Source organism: Streptomyces sp. JH002, from assembly GCF_050916115.1.
GTDB lineage: Bacteria > Actinomycetota > Actinomycetes > Streptomycetales > Streptomycetaceae > Streptomyces > Streptomyces xiamenensis.
In genome coordinates this window covers 5,517,702-5,535,196 of sequence record NZ_CP087989.1, presented here as the reverse complement: position 1 = coordinate 5,535,196, position 17,495 = coordinate 5,517,702, and the positions used below count along the sequence as shown (strand labels likewise).

General features: G+C 74.4%; 11 protein-coding genes. 2 read left to right on the top strand and 9 right to left on the bottom strand.

What is annotated here, in order from left to right:
* Window positions 1-103: 103 nt before the first annotated feature.
* Window positions 104-832 carry a M15 family metallopeptidase gene (locus H7827_RS25360; RefSeq protein WP_432747462.1) on the top strand — a complete coding sequence of 243 codons (729 nt, stop codon included), beginning with the start codon at window positions 104-106 and terminating at the stop codon, window positions 830-832.
* Between the two features lie 170 nt (window positions 833-1,002).
* Here the strand turns inward: H7827_RS25360 and H7827_RS25355 are convergent, their stop codons facing one another.
* From H7827_RS25355 to H7827_RS25340, 4 genes are read right to left on the bottom strand one after another with little or no spacing between them, the layout of a single operon-like run.
* Window positions 1,003-1,608: a GTP-binding protein gene (locus H7827_RS25355; protein WP_386532402.1), complete on the bottom strand. Its 606-nt coding sequence runs from the start codon at window positions 1,606-1,608 to the stop codon at window positions 1,003-1,005.
* A complete protein-coding gene (locus H7827_RS25350) occupies window positions 1,589-1,987 on the bottom strand; it encodes a DUF742 domain-containing protein (RefSeq protein ID WP_030727948.1) in 399 nt (132 codons plus the stop codon). Before H7827_RS25350 ends, H7827_RS25355 begins: the two co-directional genes overlap by 20 nt.
* Before the next feature lie 11 nt (window positions 1,988-1,998).
* Window positions 1,999-2,436: a roadblock/LC7 domain-containing protein gene (locus H7827_RS25345; protein WP_030727951.1), complete on the bottom strand. Its 438-nt coding sequence runs from the start codon at window positions 2,434-2,436 to the stop codon at window positions 1,999-2,001.
* Between the two features lie 11 nt (window positions 2,437-2,447).
* Window positions 2,448-5,027, bottom strand: coding sequence for a nitrate- and nitrite sensing domain-containing protein (locus H7827_RS25340; protein ID WP_432747461.1), 2,580 nt, complete (start codon window positions 5,025-5,027; stop codon window positions 2,448-2,450).
* 120 nt (window positions 5,028-5,147) lie between these two features.
* On the opposite strand from H7827_RS25340, the gene H7827_RS25335 reads away from it, so the two are divergent.
* Window positions 5,148-5,489 carry a hypothetical protein gene (locus tag H7827_RS25335; protein ID WP_234390036.1) on the top strand — a complete coding sequence of 114 codons (342 nt, stop codon included), beginning with the start codon at window positions 5,148-5,150 and terminating at the stop codon, window positions 5,487-5,489.
* On the opposite strand, the gene H7827_RS25330 is transcribed toward H7827_RS25335, so the two are convergent.
* The 5 genes from H7827_RS25330 to H7827_RS25310 form a co-directional block, all read right to left on the bottom strand.
* Window positions 5,483-10,162 carry a hypothetical protein gene (locus tag H7827_RS25330; RefSeq protein WP_432747459.1) on the bottom strand — a complete coding sequence of 1,560 codons (4,680 nt, stop codon included), beginning with the start codon at window positions 10,160-10,162 and terminating at the stop codon, window positions 5,483-5,485. The two genes, H7827_RS25335 and H7827_RS25330, sit on opposite strands and share 7 nt — an antisense overlap.
* A gap of 84 nt (window positions 10,163-10,246) precedes the next feature.
* On the bottom strand, window positions 10,247-11,143 hold the full coding sequence (locus H7827_RS25325; protein ID WP_030727966.1) for a hypothetical protein: 897 nt from the start codon (window positions 11,141-11,143) through the stop codon (window positions 10,247-10,249).
* On the bottom strand, window positions 11,140-12,684 hold the full coding sequence (locus H7827_RS25320; RefSeq protein ID WP_432747458.1) for a hypothetical protein: 1,545 nt from the start codon (window positions 12,682-12,684) through the stop codon (window positions 11,140-11,142). Before H7827_RS25320 ends, H7827_RS25325 begins: the two co-directional genes overlap by 4 nt.
* Before the next feature lie 167 nt (window positions 12,685-12,851).
* The gene (locus tag H7827_RS25315; protein ID WP_432747457.1) at window positions 12,852-14,957 is read right to left on the bottom strand and encodes a SpoIIE family protein phosphatase; all 2,106 of its coding nucleotides are present in this window, start codon (window positions 14,955-14,957) and stop codon (window positions 12,852-12,854) included.
* A 3-nt stretch (window positions 14,958-14,960) separates the two neighbouring features.
* Complete coding sequence (locus H7827_RS25310; protein WP_432747456.1) at window positions 14,961-17,378, bottom strand: SpoIIE family protein phosphatase; 2,418 nt, start codon at window positions 17,376-17,378, stop codon at window positions 14,961-14,963.
* Window positions 17,379-17,495 lie beyond the last annotated feature (117 nt).

Sequence of the window (17,495 nt, the reverse complement as noted above, 5' to 3'; positions counted from 1 at the left end):
AACCCCGTCGCCCAGCACCCGGTACGTGAAGAATTCGGCACACCGTCACCACCTTGGCCGCACACCTGTCGCGGCACGGGACCGCCCCTGATAGGAACCGGTTATGCGCCGCTCCCCCGCCCTGCTGGCCGTCGCCGCGGTCGCCGGTACCGCTCTCGTCCTGCCGCTGTCCGGCTCGCAGGGGCCGCCGGCGGTCACGGACACCGCCCCGGCCGACTTCGTGGCGCTGCGCGAGGTCGCCCCGGCCATCCGGCAGGAGATGCGGTACGCGGGTCCGCACAACTTCACCGGCGAGCGGGTGGACGGGTACGAACAGGCCGAGTGCCTGCTCACCTCGGACGCGGCGCACGCCCTGGAACGCGCCGCCCGCACCCTGGAGGGCCAGGGCTACGGGCTGCTGGTGTACGACTGCTATCGGCCGCAGCGTGCCGTGGACCACTTCCTGCGCTGGATGGAACAGCCCGAGGACGGCCGCACCCGGACGGAGTTCTATCCCCGGGTGCCCAAGGAGCGGCTGGTCGAAGACGGCTACCTGGCCGAGAAGTCGGGTCACAGCAGAGGCAGTACGGTCGATCTGACGCTGACCGGGGCGGACGGCGGCGATCCGGTGGACATGGGCACCGGCTTCGACTTCTTCGATCCGCGCTCGCACGGCGACTCCCCCGACGTCCCCGGGGAGGCACGGGCCGCGCGCCGGGTGCTGGCCTCCGCCCTGGGGGCGGAGGGGTTCGCACCGGTGGAGACCGAGTGGTGGCACTTCGGCCACCGGGCCGAGCCGTACCCGGAGACCTTCTTCGACTTTCCCGTGTCCCTGGACTCACTCGGTCGTTGACACGGGCAACGGCGGCGGCCACCGGAGCCACCCCCGTGGGTCCCGATAACCGCCACCGTCGCTGATCACCGACGCGCCGGGCGCGCCGAACGGTTTCGCCCGTCCGGGCGTTGTCACCTTTTCGCGACACGGGCGGGACAACCTCAGGACGTCACAGCCGCAACTCCCGATCAGGACACGGCTGAACGCTGCCGTGCCGACCGGTGCAGGGCGTGCTCCACCACCGCGACCAGCGCGTCCCTTGCCGAGGAACGCTCGCGCGCGTCGCACAGCAGAACCGGGACGTCCTCGTCCAGATCCAGCGCGCGCCGCACCTGCTCCGGCGGGTAACGCACCGCCCCGTCGAAGCAGTTGACCGCCACCGCGAACGGCAGCCCACGGGTCTCGAAGAAGTCGACCACCGAGAAGCTGTCCGCGAGTCGCCGCGTGTCCACGAGGATCAGCGCGCCCAGCGCCCCGCGCGCCAACTCGTCCCACAGGAAGCGGAACCGCTCCTGCCCCGGTGTGCCGAAGAGGTACACGATCACCGAGTCGCTGATGGTGATCCGGCCGAAGTCCATGGCCACGGTGGTGGATCGTTTCCCCGCCACCCCCCGGATGTCGTCCACCGGCCGCCCGGCCTCCGTCAGCGACTCCTCCGTCTGGAGGGTCTTGATGTCGCTGACGGCGCCGACCAGCGTCGTCTTCCCGACACCGAAGGCCCCCGCGACGAGGATCTTCAGTGCCGTGGGGTCCGCAGACCTGCCGCGGCCGCGTTCAAAGGGCCCGGAGACCATCGATCACCTCACGGAGTGTGCTGTCGTCCTGCAACTGGGAGGCGGGGACCGGACGGCTGACCCGTACCAGACCGGCGTCGAGCAGATCACTGATGAGCACCCGTACCACCCCGACCGGCAGGTCGAGGCCGGTGGCGAGTTCCGCCACCGACTCGGTGGTGCGGCGGCAGCGGCGCATGATCTCGGCGTGCTCGGGGGCCAGTTCGCGGTCGGTGAGATCGCTGCCGGTTCCGGCCGCGCCCTCCTGGTCACCGGTCTTGGCCGTCACCAGGGCGATCAGGTCGAGGGGGTGATCGACGGTCCCGCGGGTACGGCCGCGCGTCATCGCGTAGGGCCGCACAATGGGTCCCGCCTCCTCGTCGAACCAGCCGTGGCTCATCGGCCGGCCGGTCAGCTCTCGCCCGGGCCACCGCGCGGCGCGGTGCCCAGGTGCGCGCCGACCCGCTTGATCAGCAGCGTCATCTCGTAGCCGATCTGTCCTATGTCCGCCTCGATCTCGGCGAAGACGGCGAGCGCGCTGCCCTGGCCCGCGGCGGCCACGAAGAGAAACGCGTCATCCAGCTCCACCAGGGTCTGGCGGACCCCGCCGGTCGCGAAGTGGCGTCCTACCCCCCTGGCCAGCGAGTGGAACCCGGAGGCCACGGCCGCCAGTTGCTCGCTGTCCTCCCGGCTCAGCGCCTGGGAGGCGCCGCGCGCCAGACCGTCGGCGGAGAGTATCAGCGCGTGGCGGATTCCCGCCACTCGTCCGACGAGTTCGTCGAGCAGCCAGTCGAGCCGCTCACCATCCTGAGGTGTGCCGTCCTGGGCGTCGGCCCCCGGTGCAGTCATGGGTCTGCCCCTTACGGTGTCGGTGCCTGCGGGTCATCGTCCCGCCTGGTGTCGTTGCGGTTGTCGCGGTGGTCGTTGTGCTGCCGGCCGCGCCGCCAGCCGAGTTGCAGTGCGGCCATCCTGGCCCGCACCTCGTCGGCGTCCTGCTCCGTCAGGTCGGTGACGGTGGCGTGGGTACCCGGCTCCTCGTCGTCCCAGGTGTCGGGGACCGCGGCCGGGGCGGAGGCGGGCGGCGTGCGGCGCTGCCGGCGCGGCAGCCCGGCGACGGTGGTGCCACCGCCGTCCTCCTCCTGGTGACCGGGCGCGGGATTCTCCTCGCCCGGTGGTTCGCCGACCTGCCGCCCGTGGTCGGCGACCAGCACCGGGGTGCGGCGCCGCTGCGGCAGCGGGATCGGCGGTGCGGGATCGGCCGCGGTGGTGTGCTCGGCCCGATCCACGGGGTCCGCGGGGCGCGGTGGCGCGGGGTACGCGGAGGGTTCGTGGTGTGCGGGGTACTCGTCGGGGCGGGCGTGCCGGGGCCGTTCGCCACGCCGGCCCTCGCCCTCGCCGTCGTCGGGGAAGGGGTAGGGACCGAAGCCGCGTGCGCCCTCCCCGGCGTGCTCCAGGCTCCGGAAGCCGACCGGCGCCTCCAGCTCGACGGGCCCGTCCACCGGGCCGTTCAACAGCTCGGGCGGCGCGGGGCGTTCGGGCAGCGGATTGCGTTCGCCTGGGCTGTCGCCGGTCTCGGTGAGCAGTTCGCCGGGCAGCAGCACGACCGCGGTGGTGCCGCCGTACGGGGACTCCTTCAGGGAGACGCGTACCCCGTGCCGCTCCGCCAGCCGGGAGACCACGAACAGGCCGAGCCTGTCGGTGTCGGAGAGGTCGAACTCGGGGGTGTGCGCGAGCCGTTCGTTGGCCTCGTGGAGCGCCTCGGCGGTCATGCCCAGGCCCCGGTCGTGGATCTCCAGGGTGTAGCCGTGCGGGACCCGTTCCCCGGACACCTGAACCGCGGTGTGCGGCGGGGAGAAGACCGTGGCGTTCTCCAGGAGTTCGGCGATCAGATGCGTCAGGTCGGCCACCGCGCCGCCGGCCACCGCCAGTTGGGGCATCCGGTGCAGCTCCACGCGCTCGTAGTCCTCGACCTCGGCCACCGACGCCCGCACCACGTCCATGAGCTGGACGGGCTTGCGCCACTGCCGGGCCGGGGCCGCGCCGGAGAGGATGACCAGGCCCTCGGCGTGCCGGCGCATCCGGGTGGTGAGGTGGTCGAGGCGGAAGAGATCGGCGAGTTCGTCGGCGTCGTCGGTGCGCCGCTCCATCGCGTCCAGCAGGCCCAGCTGACGGTGGAGCAGCACCTGGTTGCGGCGGGCCAGATTGACCAGGACGTCGGAGATGCCGCGCCGCACGGTGGCCTGTTCGACGGCGGCGGCGACGGCGGCGCGCTGCAGGGTGTTGAGGGACTGGCCGACCTGGCCGACCTCGTCGCGGCCGTACTCCAGGTGCGGGGCCTCGGTCTCCACGTCCACCCGCTCGCCGGCTGCCAGGCGGCGCAGCACGCCGGGCAGCCGTACCTCGGCGGCGTCCTTGGCCTCCTTGGAGAGCGTCATCAGGTCGCGGATCAGCGCACTGCCGATGCGCAGCGAGACGACCAGCGAGAGGATCACGGCGGCGGCGCCGAGCACGCCGGCCGCGCCGGCCCGTACCAGCACGGCCGTGGCCTCGGGGTCGACGGCGTCCTGGTAGCGCTCCTGGGCGGTCTCGCCGAGGGAGCGCAGCTGTTCCAGGGCGTTGCCGCCGGTGTCCACCCACTGGTCGGCGCGGGCGGAGCGGGTGCCGCCGTCCAGCAGGCGGCCCTCGACGATGGTGAGGACGTGGCCGGGGCCGGTGTCCCAGAAGGTGTCGTGGGCCTGCTGGTCGCGCAGCGGGAGGTCGGGGAGGTAGGTGGTGTAGGCGAGGTCGCGTTCGGTGATGCGGTCGCCGACCTGGCGCAGTTCGGTGTCGGTGATGCGGCCCGCCGCCAGCGCGCCGGCCACCAGCGCGTCCTCGCGCGAGAGGTATTCGCGGGCCTGGGCGATGCCGACGACGGCGCGGCCGTGCCGGTCGAGGTCCACGTTCTCCACGAGGTGCAGGGCGGCCAGGAACCGGAATCCCGGGTCGATGACGACCGTGTAGGCATCGAGTGCGGCGGTACGGGAGATGGTGTTGCTGTGGACCTGATCGCGCAGCGCGGCAAGGCCGTCCAGACCGGCCAGGAAGGCGTCCAGCCGTTCCTTGGCACCGCCGTTGAGGTCGTCGCGAGCGCCGCCTGCGGCTTCTTCGCGTACCTCGGCAACGGTGCTGTCGGTGGACTCCTGGGTGGTGCGCAGTTGGGCGAGGGCGTCCGAGCGGCGCGGGTCGGCGAGGAACACCAGGGTCTGGCGCCGCTCTTGCTGGATCGCGTGGATGACGCTCTCGGCGGGGGTGCCGAGTCTGTCGGATACGGAGGCGACGGCGAGCAGGGATCTGGCCTCGGCGACGGTGATGGCCGTGGCGAACGCCCAGATCGACACGAGCGACAGCAGGGGTACCAGCAGCAGGGCCCCTATCTTCCGTCGGATCGACTTCCCTCGCACGTGCGGGCCCTCCCAGGGTGTGTCCGTGCTGTTGCGTGCTGCGACAGCGCGAGCCTACTACCGCTGATAGCGGCTGGGCGTGAGGACTTGGTGAGGGCGTGAGCGGGGCGGGGCCGTACCATGGAGCGGCAGGACATACCAGCACATCTCACCGTACCGGAGGACGGCGGAGTGTATGCGAGACCCCGGATGCCCGATCCGGTGCGCAACGCGGCGGTGCGGGCCGTCATCATCATCGCACTGACGCTCGGTCAGGTCGTCGTGGTCCTGCTGTGCACGCTGGCCGGATCCTGGCTGGCGCTGCCGATGACGATCTCGTCGGTGGCCTCCACGGTCGTGGCGACCTGGGCGGTGCTGGACATCTGGATCACCCGGCAGGCGTGGCGGCAGCGCAACGGCGTGATGTCCGTACCGAGCAGCGTGGCCCGCCGGCGCACCTCCCTGTGGCACTACGATCAGTGAGCCGGGGCCTCCGGGCTGTCGGCGGGCTTGCGGTAGACCCGGGTGGCGGTGATCTCCCCGTGGATGGCCTCTGATTCAGCGCCGCGCTGCTGCGGCAGCCCGGGCCGCAGATGCTCCTCGACGCTGATGTACTTGAGCCCGGCCCGCAGGTCCGCGTCGTTGCGCAGCCGGATGACCAGCGGGAACTCGGCGAGCGCGGTCGTGTCGAACAGCCCTGTGGTGTAGAGGAGCTGGACGCCCAGCGCGTCGGCGACCGCCCGCTGGAGCTCCAGCAGATAGGTGGCGTTGGCGCGGCCGATGGGGTTGTCGAGGAACAGGGTGCCGGCGTGCCGGTGCTTGTCCCGGCCCCGGTCGTTGCTGCGCAGCGCGGCCATGGTGCAGTACAGGGCGATGGCCGCGGTCAGCAGCTGGCCGCCGGAGAACACGTCGCCCATCTGGCCGACCGGCACCCGCTCGGCGCGCAGCACGGCGTCCGGCTTGAGGATCTCCACGGACACACCGCCGGGGCGCAGCGCGGCGTGGGTGCCGCGCAGCAGCAGGGACATGCCGTCCCGGCGCAGGTCGGAGTTCTTCTTGACGGCGGCGCGGGTGGTCTCGTCGATGACCTCGCCGAGCCGTTCGCTCAGGGTGGCCTGGTCCGGGTCCTCGAACCGGATGCGCAGGAACTCCTGCCCCGACCACTCCCCGAGCCCTTCGGGCAGCCGGGACAGCCGCTGGGCGGAGCGCAGGGTGGCCAGGGAGGACTCCACCAGGCCGCGCAGCCGGTCCACGATGGAGTCGCGGTTGCGTTCGAGCTGGGCGAGTTCGTCGGTGAGGACGCGCAGCCGGGGGGCGAACGCCTCGGCCCAGGCGGTGGCGTGTTCGGGCAGCGCGGCGGCGGGCAGCTCGCGGATCTGCTGCCGGGCGGGGGTGCGCACCTGTTCGTAGCGGGCGGCGTTGGCGTGCCGTACGAGGAGGTCGCCCGCCTCGCGGACGGCGCTGTCGGCCGCGGAGAGCGCGGTGGCGCACGTGCGCAGGGCGCGGCGGGCGTCGGTGGCGGACTGCCGGGCCTCGGCGAGCGTGCCGGGGTAGGGCGTGTCGTCGGGCTCGGTGCCCTCGGCGGCCGGCTGTTCGGGCTGCGGGTCGCGCAGCAGATCGCGGAGCAGGGCGGCGGTCTCCTCGAAGCCGCCGGCGCCGTCGCGGGCGGTGTGGTGCTCGCGCAGCAGTTCCTCGTGGGCGGCCCGGGCGGCGTGCAACGTGTCCTCGCGGGCGGCGAGTTCGGCGGTGGCGGTGCGCAGCAGGTCGCGGGCGTGCTCGGCGTCGGCCGGGACCCGGTCCTCCGGGAGGGCGGTGTGGGCGTCGCCCTGCTCGGGGGCGAGCCGTTCGGCCTCGCCGCGCAGCCGGCCGAGCTGCTCGCTGGCGGTGGAGGAGCGGGACTCCAGCAGTTGGACGTGTGACTCGGCGCGGGCGGCGGCCGCCTGCCGGGAGGGGCCATCGGCGCCGTCGAGTTCGGCCAGGAGCTTGGCGGCCCGGGTACGGACCTTGTTGGTCAGCCGCTCCAGGGCGGCGCTGGCGGCGCTCTCGTCGCCCTCGGCGCGGGCCTGTTCGGCCCGCAGGTCGGCGCCGACGCCGACCTTCTCGTACAGCTGGGAGGCGGTGCGGTACGCCTCGCGCAGATCGGGCAGCGCGGTGGCCGGTACCTCCGCGGGCAGTTCGTCGGGGGCGCCGGTGACCTGGGCCCGTTCGGCGCGCAGCGCGCGGGCGGTGCGGCGGGTGTCGTCGGCGGTGCGCTGGGCGGCGCGGCGGTCCTCGTCGGCGGCCCTGGCCCGCTCCAGGCACTCGGTGGCGGTGGCCTCCGACTCGGCCGCCTCAACGGCGAGTTCACGGACCCTGACCTGCCAGTTGGCGCGTTCGCGCAGCCGGAACGCCAGCCCGGCGAGGGCGTCGGCGGAGCGGCGGGCGCGCTGCACGCGTTCCTGGGCCTCGTCGCGGACGCGGGTGGCCTCGCCGGCGATCTCCTCGGCCTCGGCACGGGCGGTGGCCGCGCGGGCCAGCCGCTGCGAGGCGGTGGCGGCGTTCTCCTTCGCCTCCCGTGCGGCGGCGGCCAGTTCGGCCAGCCGGCCGGCGGGGCAGCCGGCCCGCCAGGAGGCGAGCCGGGCGGCGAGCGTACGGTCCCCGGCGAGCCGGGCGGCCAGCGCACGGATCTCCGTGTCGCGCTCGGTGGCGCGCCGGCGCAGTGCCTGCCGCTCGTCGTCGGCGGCGCGTTCGTCGTGCATGGCCGGGTTGGGCGGGACGAGGAAGACGCCGCTGTCCGGACCGCCGGCCGGCGGGGTGGGCGCGAGCAGGGCGGCGGCGGTGCCGACCGCGACGGTGGAGCGGGGCAGCAGGGCCGCGCCCGCCAGGGCCTCGCGGGCGCGGGCGTGGCTGCCGGGGTCGGTGATGATCACGCCGTCGACCAGCTCGGGCCGGGCGGCGAGCACGGCGGCGTGGTCGGCGGGGTCCACGGCCTGGGCGAGATAGCGCCAGCCGGGCAGCGCGGGGATGCCGTGCTCGCCGAGGAACTCGACGGTGGCCAGCACGTCGGGGCCCGGCGGCAGCAGCCCGCCGTCCCCGAGCGCGCCGAGGATCCGGGCGTCGTCGGCGGCGGCGGTGCGCAGCTCGAACAGCAGCCGCTCGGCCCCGCCGACCCGCTCCTCCAGCAGAGCGGTCAGCGCCTCGGCGTTGCGGTCCAGTTCCTCGGCGGTGAGCGGCCCGTCCTCCTCATCACGCGCCGCCTCCTCGTGGCGGCCGGTGGCGGACTCGGGCGTGGTGGCGTCCCGCGAGCTGTCGCCGCTGTCCCCGGCCGGGCGGCTGGGGGCCAGGCTGAGCAGTTCGGCCAGCCGTGGTTCGCGGGCCAGCGCGCCGGCGGTGGCGTGCTCGGATTCCCAGGCGGCCTGTGCCGCCTGCGCCGCGTCCATCGAGCGGGCGGCGAGCAGATCGGCGCCCGCGTGGGCCGTGGTGGCGTCGCGCAGCTGTTCCGTGGCGCGGATCGCCGCCTCGCGGGCCGATTCCCAGGCGGCCGTGGCCGACTTCTCCGCGTCGGAGGCGGACAGGGCGGCACGGGCCGGGTCCGCGCCCTCCAGCCAGCCGTTGCGGACCGCTTCCGTCGTCTCCGCCTCTACCTCGGCCAGCCGCTGGCGCAGATGCTCGGACTCGCTGCGCGCCCGCTGGGCGGCGGTGGCCGCCGCCGTGGCGTCACGGTGCGCCGACTCGGACTCCCGCTGCAGCCCGGCGGAGCGCTCCTCCTGTTCGCCGGCCGCCCGTTCGCTGTCCTCGGCGGCCGCGTGCAGCGCCCGTACCAGCTCGCCCGCCGCCTTGCCGCGGGCCGCCAGAGCGGGGGCCGCGTCCCGTTCCGCCTCCTGGATGGCCGCCGCCACGCGGGCCGAGCGGTCCGCGGCGGCCCGGTGGGCCAGTACGGTCTCGGCCGCCTGCCACGCGGCCTGCAGCGTCCTGGCGTCGGTCAGCTCCCGGCGCTGCGCCGCCGCCGTCCGCTCGGCCGCCGCCAGCGCCAGCGAGGCGTGGCGGTAGGCCAGTTCGGCCGCGATCAGGGAGGCGTCGGCACGCTCGTGCTCGGCGGCGGCGACCGCCGCCTGTGCCGACTCGACCCCGGCGGCCAGCTCCGCCGCCCGGTCGCGCTCCGTCCTGCCCCGGGAGGCCAGCCGGGCGGCCAGGGCGCGTACCCGCCGCTCGGCGGCGCCGTGCACCGTACGGGCCTGCTCGCGCTCGGCGGCGGACTCGGAGATGCGGCCCAGCAGGTCAAGGGAGCCTGCGGTGAAGTCGCGTTCGGCGGTCAGTTCGGCGCGGCGGCCCAGTTTGTGGGCGAAGCCGTGCACCAGGTCGGCGAGTCCGTCCGTGTCCCGGGTGTCGGTGACCGCGCGCAGCAGCAGATCGGTGAAGTCGGAGTCGTTCTTGACCGCGAAGAGCCCGGCCGCCTCACCCTCGTCGGCGTTCATCTCCCGCTGGTAGCGGAAGAGTTCCGGGTCCAGGCCGAGCCGCTGCAACTGCTCGATCCACCGTTCGTGGATCTCCTCCCACACCACGTCCAGGTTCGGGTAGGCCTTGCCGGTCTCGGTGAGGACGTCCCGGAACCCCTTCATGGTGCGGCGCCGTCCGCGCGCGCCGGAGGCGCCCTCGCCCCGGTCCTCGCGGGGCCGCAGCGCGGTGGACTCGGCCACCGGCAGCGAGTCCAGGTTCATCCCGGGGCCGGGCCGGAAGGAGTACCAGGCCTCGGCGAACTTCCGCGGGTCGCCGGACACCTGGCGCCCGCGCCACTCGCTGACCTTGCCGACCACCACGCTCTCGCCGGTGAGCGTGTGCTGCCACTCCAGGGCCACGTGCCCGCAGTCGTCCGCGAGCAGGAACTTGCGCAGCACACCGGAGCTGGCCCCGCCCAGCGTGTTGCGGTGGCCGGGCAGCATCACCGAGAAGATCAGCTTCAGCAGGACGGACTTGCCGCCGCCGTTCTCCAGGAAGAGCACCCCGGCGGGCGCGGGGCGGCGCGGCGGCCCGGTGGGCTCCTCCTCGAAGAAGTCCGCCTGGGCGGGGGCGGGGGTGGGCACCACATCGCCGACTCCGCGCAGATCGAGGACGGTGTCGGCGTAGCGCGCGCCGGCCGGTCCGATCGAGTAGAGGCGGACCCGGGACAACTCGTACATGTGGCTGGGCTCTCGTAGGTCGTGGTGGTGTCGGGGTGGCCGGCCGGCGGGGAACGGCCGGGGGCGGGGCCGGAAGTGGAACGGTCAGCTGTGGAACGGCAGTCCCGCGCCGTCCACCAGGTCGAGGTCGTCGGTGGTGTCGGGCGGCAGCAGCGAGGCGCTGCCGTCGCTCACCGGCACGATGCCCAGCTCCAGCAGTTCGCTCAGCGCCGCCCCGGCCGCCATGTCGCGGACCTGGAGCTGGTAGCGGGCGGTGGTGCGGTACGCGCCGCCCGCGTCGTCCCCGGTGCGTTGCAGGAAGCCGGAGTCGGTGAGGAACGCCACCGCCTTGCCGACGATGCCGGTGGTGGAACCGGCCAGCCGCCGCGCGTCCTTGGTCGCCCCGGTGGCGCTGCGCCGCGCGTACACCCGCCAGGCGGCTTCCAGGCCGGGCGCGCCGGAGGCCGGGTCGGTGTTCTCCCCCTCCTCGGCGGCGCGCTGCTCCAGGCGCCGGCAGGCCTGCCGTACGAAGGAGTCCACCCCGTTGATGGTGATGCGTCCGATGTAGCCGTCGTCGGCGAGGTCCTGGGGGCGCGGGAAGGCCAGGGCGGCGACGGCGAGATGGGCCAGGCCGTGCAGAAAGCGGTCGGTGGAGTCGGCGGTGGTGCGGCGGGCGTACTCGCTCATGCGGACCGCGAACACCGAGTCCTCGGCGGCGGTCATGGCCATCCCGGCGCGGGTGGACACCTCCAGGACGACCAGCCCGAGCCCCGTGGCGACGGCGTCGGCGAGCCGGGCGAACGTCGGTTCCTCCTGGTAGCGGCGCAGCAGCCCCGCGTACTCGGCGTCGCGGGCGGGCAGCAGCTTGGGCTGGAGCCCGAAGGAGACCAGCCGTGCGGCGTCGGCGGCGTCCGCCGGGGTGACGGGGGCGGCTGCCGACGGCGGGGGCGCGGCGCCCTCGTCGTCGCCTTCCGTTCCCAGGACGTCGGCTGCGGTGGTCATGACGTGCTCTCCGAGCGATCGGCGGCCATCGAGGCCGCGTCCAGCAGTGCGGTGCCGACGATCAGGTCGGCGCCGCCGAACTCCGGGTCCCGCAGCACCGTGCCGTCGTCGACGGCGAACAGCAGCCGGCGTTCGCCCTGCCGGTAGGCGGTGCCCACCGGGGGGCTGGCGGCATGCACGGCCAGCAGGGTCAGCAGATAGGGCAGTTCCGGGTCCGCGGGGGCCTTGCGGCGGGCCTGCTCCAGCAGTCCGGACAGCCGGCGCGGGGCGTCGGGCGGCAGGTCCAGTATCTCCAGGGCGGCGGCCAGCTGTTCCTCGCTGAAGCGGGAGTCGTCGGGGGTGGCGACGAGGTCGGGCTCCGGCAGTTCCGCGCCGAGGTGTTCGCGGGGCGCGGGCGGGGTCAGCAGCAGTTCGGTCAGGTCGGCCAGGCGTACCGCGCCGGGGGTGCGCGGTCCTGTGCCCTTGGCGAAGTAGGCGTCGGTGACCCGGGCGGCCCGCTCCAGCGGCTCGGGCAGCAGCGGGGCCAGCAGCTGGCCGTAGAGGTCGACGCCGGCCCGGGCGGCCCGCGGGGCGAACGCCTGCCGGTCCTGCTCGGCGCGGAACAGCGGCCCGGCCTCCAGCAGCCGGGACTGGAGCTGGGTGTGGCGGCGGATGCAGTCCTTGACGATGTCGACCAGTTCGGCGGCGCGCAGCTTGTTCTCGGGCTCTATGGCCTCGTCCCTGGCGCGCCGGATGTTGGTGAGGATGGCGTTCTCGTGCCGGTAGCGGTCGGCGATGTGCTCCAGTGCCTCGCCGATGAGGTCGGGCACGGTGCGCAGCCAGTCGACGGCGCGGACGTTGCGCCGGGTGGCCTCCAGGGCGCGGCGCAGCGTCTCGGCGTACTGGACGGTGCGGTAGCGGGCGGCCTCGGCGGCGAGTTGGGCGTCGGCGAGCCGGCCGCGGCTGATCAGCACCTCCAGCTTGACCTCGGCGGCGATCTGGGCGCTGGTGACGTCGGTGTCCAGCGCGCCGACCAGGACGTTGACGGCCTCGTCGGTGGTGCGCAGGTACACCCCGCCGCCGGGCCCCGGCACTTCCTCGATCAGCTTGAAGTCGTAGTCGCGGCGCACATAGGCGCCGTCGGGCCCGAAGGTGCCGTAGACGGCGCGGAAACCGCGGTCCACGCTGCCGACGTTGATGAGGTTGTCGAGCACCCAGCGGGCCACCCGCTCGTGTTCGGCGGCGGCCCGCCGCGGCGCCTGGGCCGCGACGCGCGGCAGCAGCCGCACAACGACCTGCTCGTGGTCGGCCCCGGTGTCGAAGTCCATGCTGAGGGTGATCAGATCGATGGCGGCGAGCGCCACCTCGGCCATGGCGTAGGTGCCGTACTCGCCGGCGAGGTTGGCCTTGCGGGCGTCCAGGTCGTGCAGGGGCGCGGTGCAGGCCAGCGCGCGCAGCCGCCGGGCGAGCCCTTCGTCGGCGGCGGGACCCGGGGCCGGGGTCGCGTGGGTCGTTCCTGCTGCTGCGGTCACGGATCCCACACTAAGCGGTGGCACGGACATTGATCGATTCGGCACGGATGGTTCGGATGACCCAGATCGTTCGGATGGTGTGGATGGTTCGTTTGGTACGGATACGGACGGGGCGGCTCAGGCGTCGCCTTCGCCTTTCGCCTTCGCCTCCGCCGCGTCGTCGGCCGCGGTCGCGGGCACGGCGGAACGGCGGCCGGTCACGCGGACGGCTCCTCGCCGGCGGCCCCACCCCGGTGCACCCGCGCCAACAGCAGCGCGACATCGTCCTGCGGAGCGGTGTCGCGCCCGCGGATGCCCAGCACAGTGTCGCAGGTTTCCTCCAGTGAACCGGCCGGCCGCTCCAGCAGCCGCAGCACCGCCCGCAGCCCCTCGTCGATCGAGTGTCCGCGTTCCTCCACCAGACCGTCCGTGAACAGCGCGAGTGTCGCCCCCGGGGCAAGCCGCAACCGGACGCTCAGGAACGGCACACCGCCCACCCCCAGCGGCACCGCCCGGGGCAGTCGCAGCAACTCGCCCCGCCCGTCCGGCTGCACCAGCACCGGGGGCAGGTGCCCGGCGCTCGCCAGCTCGCACCATCCCGGGCGGGGGTCGCACTCCGCGTACAGACAGGTGGCGATCGAGTCGCCCAGGAACTCCGCGATGCCGTCCAGATGCCCCAGCAGTTCGGCCGGGGGCACTCCCATGCGGGCCAGCGCCCGGATGGTGGAGCGCAGTTGCCCCATGATGGCCGCGGCCCGTACCCCCTTGCCCATCACATCGCCCACCACCAGGCCGAACCGCCCGCCGGGCAGCCGCAGCACATCGATCCAGTCCCCGCCGACCTCGGAGACGGCGGGCCGGTAGCGGTAGGCGATGTCGATGTCCGAGCGTTCCTGGGGCAGTTGCGGCAGCAGGCTGCGCTGAAGGGTGAGCGCGGTGTTCCGTTCCCTGGTGTACAGCCGGGCGTTGTCGACACTGATCGCGGCGCGCGCCGCCAGCTCCCCGGCCAGCTCGCGGTCCTCCTCGTCGAACGCCCTGCTGCCGGTGGTCCGCATGAGGGTGAGGGTGCCCAGCACCTCGCCGCGCGCGATGAGCGGGGTGACCAGGACGGAGTGCACCCCGGCGGACTCCAGCAGCCGTGCCTCCCGTTCGTCGCGGGTCAGCCGCCGCAGCCCCTGCGCGGTGGCCTTCGCCAGCAGGATCGCGCGGGAGTGCCGCACCGCCTGGGTGCTGATCCTGGCCGGGCCGAAGGTCACCGGGCCGCCGATGTCCCGGGCCGCCGGCTCCAGCGCCGTACCCTCGCCGCCGGCGAACGCCAGCAGCCGGAAGACCGCCGAGCCGTCGCGCTGGACGGGCGGGGCCGCGCCGCCGCCGAGCACCGCGTCGAGGATGTCGACGCCCGCCAGGTCGGCGTAGCGCGGTACGGCGGCCCGCACCAGTTCGTGCGCGGTCTGCCGCAGATCGAGGGTGGTGCCGACCTTGGTGCCCGCCTCCGCGATCAGCGCGAGCCGTACCCGGGCCCTGGCCACCTCGTTGTTGGCGCGCACCCGTTCGCTGACGTCGATGGCGGACATCGCCACGCCCAGCGGGCGCCCGTCCGGCTCGTCGAGACGGTAGAAGGAGGCGGACCACACGTGGTCGCGGTCGGGGTCGGCGGGGGTACGTCCGGTGGTGCGGTGGTCGATGACGGGGCGGCCGGTCTCCAGGACCCGGCGCAGTACCTCGCCGACACCGCTGACGTCCGTCTCGGTCAGTGTCGCGCCGAACGAGCGGCCGATCAGCTCTGATGCCGGGACCCCGTGCAGCCGGGCGAGCGCGGGGTTGACCCGCCGCCAGTTCAGATCGGTGTCGAACAGGCCCAGGGCGACCGGGGACTGGTTGATGAGCCCGGTGGACAGGGCGAGGTCGGAGGCGAGTTCGCGCAGAGTGCCGGCGTCGGCGGCCTGGCTGAGGATGCGGACGGCGCCGCCGGGTGCCGGGGCGGGGCGGCTGCGGACCTCGACCAGCCGGGTGTGCCCGTCGGCGTGCCGGGCCGGCAGCATGCCCGCCCACTCGCGCCCGGTGCGCGCCGTGCGCTGCCATTCCCGCGCCGTCCCGGTGGGGCCGTCGGGGAGCAGCAGGTCGGCGGCCTGCTGCCCCAGCGCCCGCTCGGGCGGGTAGCCGAACAGCAGTTGGGCTTCCGGGCCCCACAGGATGATGGCGCCGCTCTCGTCCTGCACGAAGACGGCCTGCCGCATCAGGTCGGTCAGGGCGCCGCTTGACCGGTCCGGCATGGCGCCGCCGGCCATGGCCCCGGCCCTGCGCTCCGGTCCGCCGTTCCCCATCGCCTACCCCGGTTCCGTGTCCAGGAGCTGTTCCGTCCAGATGGTCTTGCCCCGGGAGGTGTAGCGGCTGCCCCAGCGGTGGGCGAGCTGCGCGACCAGGAACAGTCCCCGGCCGCCCTCGTCGGTGGGCCGGGCGCGGCGCAGGTGCGGCTGGGTCTCGCTGGGGTCCGAGACCTCGCAGATGAGCGTCTCGTCCCGGATGAGCCGCAGTTCGACGGGGCCGCCCGCGTACCGGATGGCGTTGGTGACCAGTTCGCTGACGATCAGTTCGGTGGCGAAGACGTTGGCGTCCAGCCCCCACTGCGTCAGCCGGTCGAGGACGGCGTTGCGGGCCTCGCCCACCACGGCGGGGTCGGCGGCGAAGCTCCAGTGCGCCGTGGCGTCCTCGGGCAGGGTACGGACCCGGGCGACCAGCAGCGCCACCTCGCTGTCGGGTGTGCGGCGCGGCAGCAGCGCGTCCAGGACGGCGCGGCCCAGTTCGGCGGGGGTGCGGTCGCCGGCCGCCGAGAGTTCGGCGCGCAGCAGTTCCATCCGCTCCTCCGGGGTGTTCTCCGCCGGTTCGAGGATGTCGCCGTCGCCGGCCCTGGCGGCGACCAGTTCGTCGCTGAACAGCAGGAGCCAGCTGTCCGGTTCGAGCCGCACCCGGACGGATTCGAAGGGGGTGCCGCCGACCCCCAGCGGCGGCCCCGCCTTCAGCGGCACGACCTCCGGCGGCCGTCCCGGCAGGGCCAGGACCGGGGGCACCCGTCCGGCGCCCGCCATGGTGCACTCGCCGCTGACCGGGTCGTACACGCAGTACAGGCAGGTCGCGCCGACCGCCCCGGTGCCGTCGCGCGGTTCCTGCTCGGCGTCGGCCAGCCGGATGGCCAGGTCATCGAGGCGGGTGAGCAGCTCCTCGGGGGCGAGGTCGAGGTCGGCGAGGGTCTGTACGGCGGTACGCAGCCGGCCCATGGTGGCGGTGGCGTTCAGGCCGTGCCCGGCGATGTCACCGATGACGAACGCGACCCGCGCGGAGGAGAGCGGGATCACGTCGTACCAGGTGCCGCCCGTACCGGCGGCGGTGCGGGCCGCGACGTAGCTGCCGGCGGTGCGGGCGGCGCTCAGCTCGACGACGGGCTGCGGCAGCAGGCTGCGCTGGAGCGATTCGACGGTGCGGTGCTCGCGGGTGTAACGCCGCGCGTTGTCGAGGCTGAGGGCGGCCCGGGAGCAGATCTCCTCGCCGAGCCAGGCGTCCTGGAGGGTGAAGGTGAGCCGCCGCGGCGCGCGCCACAGGTGCAGGGCGCCCAGGACCTGGCCACGGGCGGTGAGCGGCACGATCATCCGTGACCCCGGCCCCTGCGGCAGCTGGTACGCGGCCGGGCCAGGCTCGGCGCCCGGCGGGGTCAGCGGCGTGGTCCGCACCGCCTCGGGCAGGGGGTCGCGCAGTGCGCGTTCGCCGGTCAGCCGGGGGTCGGCGAACTCCTCGACGCGGAAGAGCGCTCCGGGCGGGTAGACCTCTGCGGGCCACTCGCCGTGGGCGATCTCGCCGCCGAGCCGGCGCAGTTGTGCGCCGGGCACGGTCCACTCGGGTTCGTCGCCGCCGAGTATCAGTCCGGAGATGTCGACGCCGGCGAGGTCGGCGAAGTCGGGCACCAGCACCTTGGCCAGTTCCTGGGCGTTGGCGGCGATGTCGAGGGTGGCGCCGATGCGTTCGGCGACCGCGTGCAGCAGGGCCATCCGGCGGCGCGAGATGTACTGCTCGGTGATGTCGGTGAAGATGCTGACGGCGCCCTGGACCCGTTCGGCGCGGTCGCGCAGCTGGAACATCTGGATGCTGAGCACCCGTTCGTCGTCCGGCGCGTCCCGCAGCCGGGCCGTGTGCTCCCAGTCGATGACGGGCTCGCCGCTGTCCACGACCTGGCGCAGCCGGCCGGTGAGAGCGTCGGCGTCCTCGGGAACCAGCATGGCGCTGATCGGGGCGGGCAGCGGCGACGGCCGCGCCTGCCCTTCCTCGGTCTTCGTGGCGCTCAGCAGCACCTGCGGGGTGAGGTTGATGCGGGTGATCCGCAGGTCGGTGCGGTGGATGGCGATGCCGACGCGGCGCTGCGAGAACAGCGCGCGGACCAGCGCCTGGTCCTCCTCGTGGCGGTGCGCCGCGTCCTCGGGGGTGAGGGTGACCAGGCGGCGCGCGGTGCCACCGCCGGGAAGATCGACGGTGGTCAGCCGCAGGCGCAGGGAATCCGGGTGTCCGGGGCGGGCGAGGGTGGCGCAGCCGTGGTCGACGCGGTCCAGCAGCTGGTCGAGGCGCTGCCCGGTGATGTGCTCGGCGGGCCGCCCCAGCAGTTCCACGGCGTCCGGGGTACAGGTCAGTACCTCGTCGCGGGCGCCGAGCACCAGTACCACGGCGGCGTCCAGGGGCAGTGGATCGGGGCTGGCGGTCACATTCCTCCTCGGCCGCGGGGGCGGGCCCTTTCCCTGCCCCCATTGAACGCCGGGGGCCGGGCGGGCGCGCGGCGGGAGCGGCGGCGGTGGAGGCCGGGGCGGCGCGGCACGGCGGCC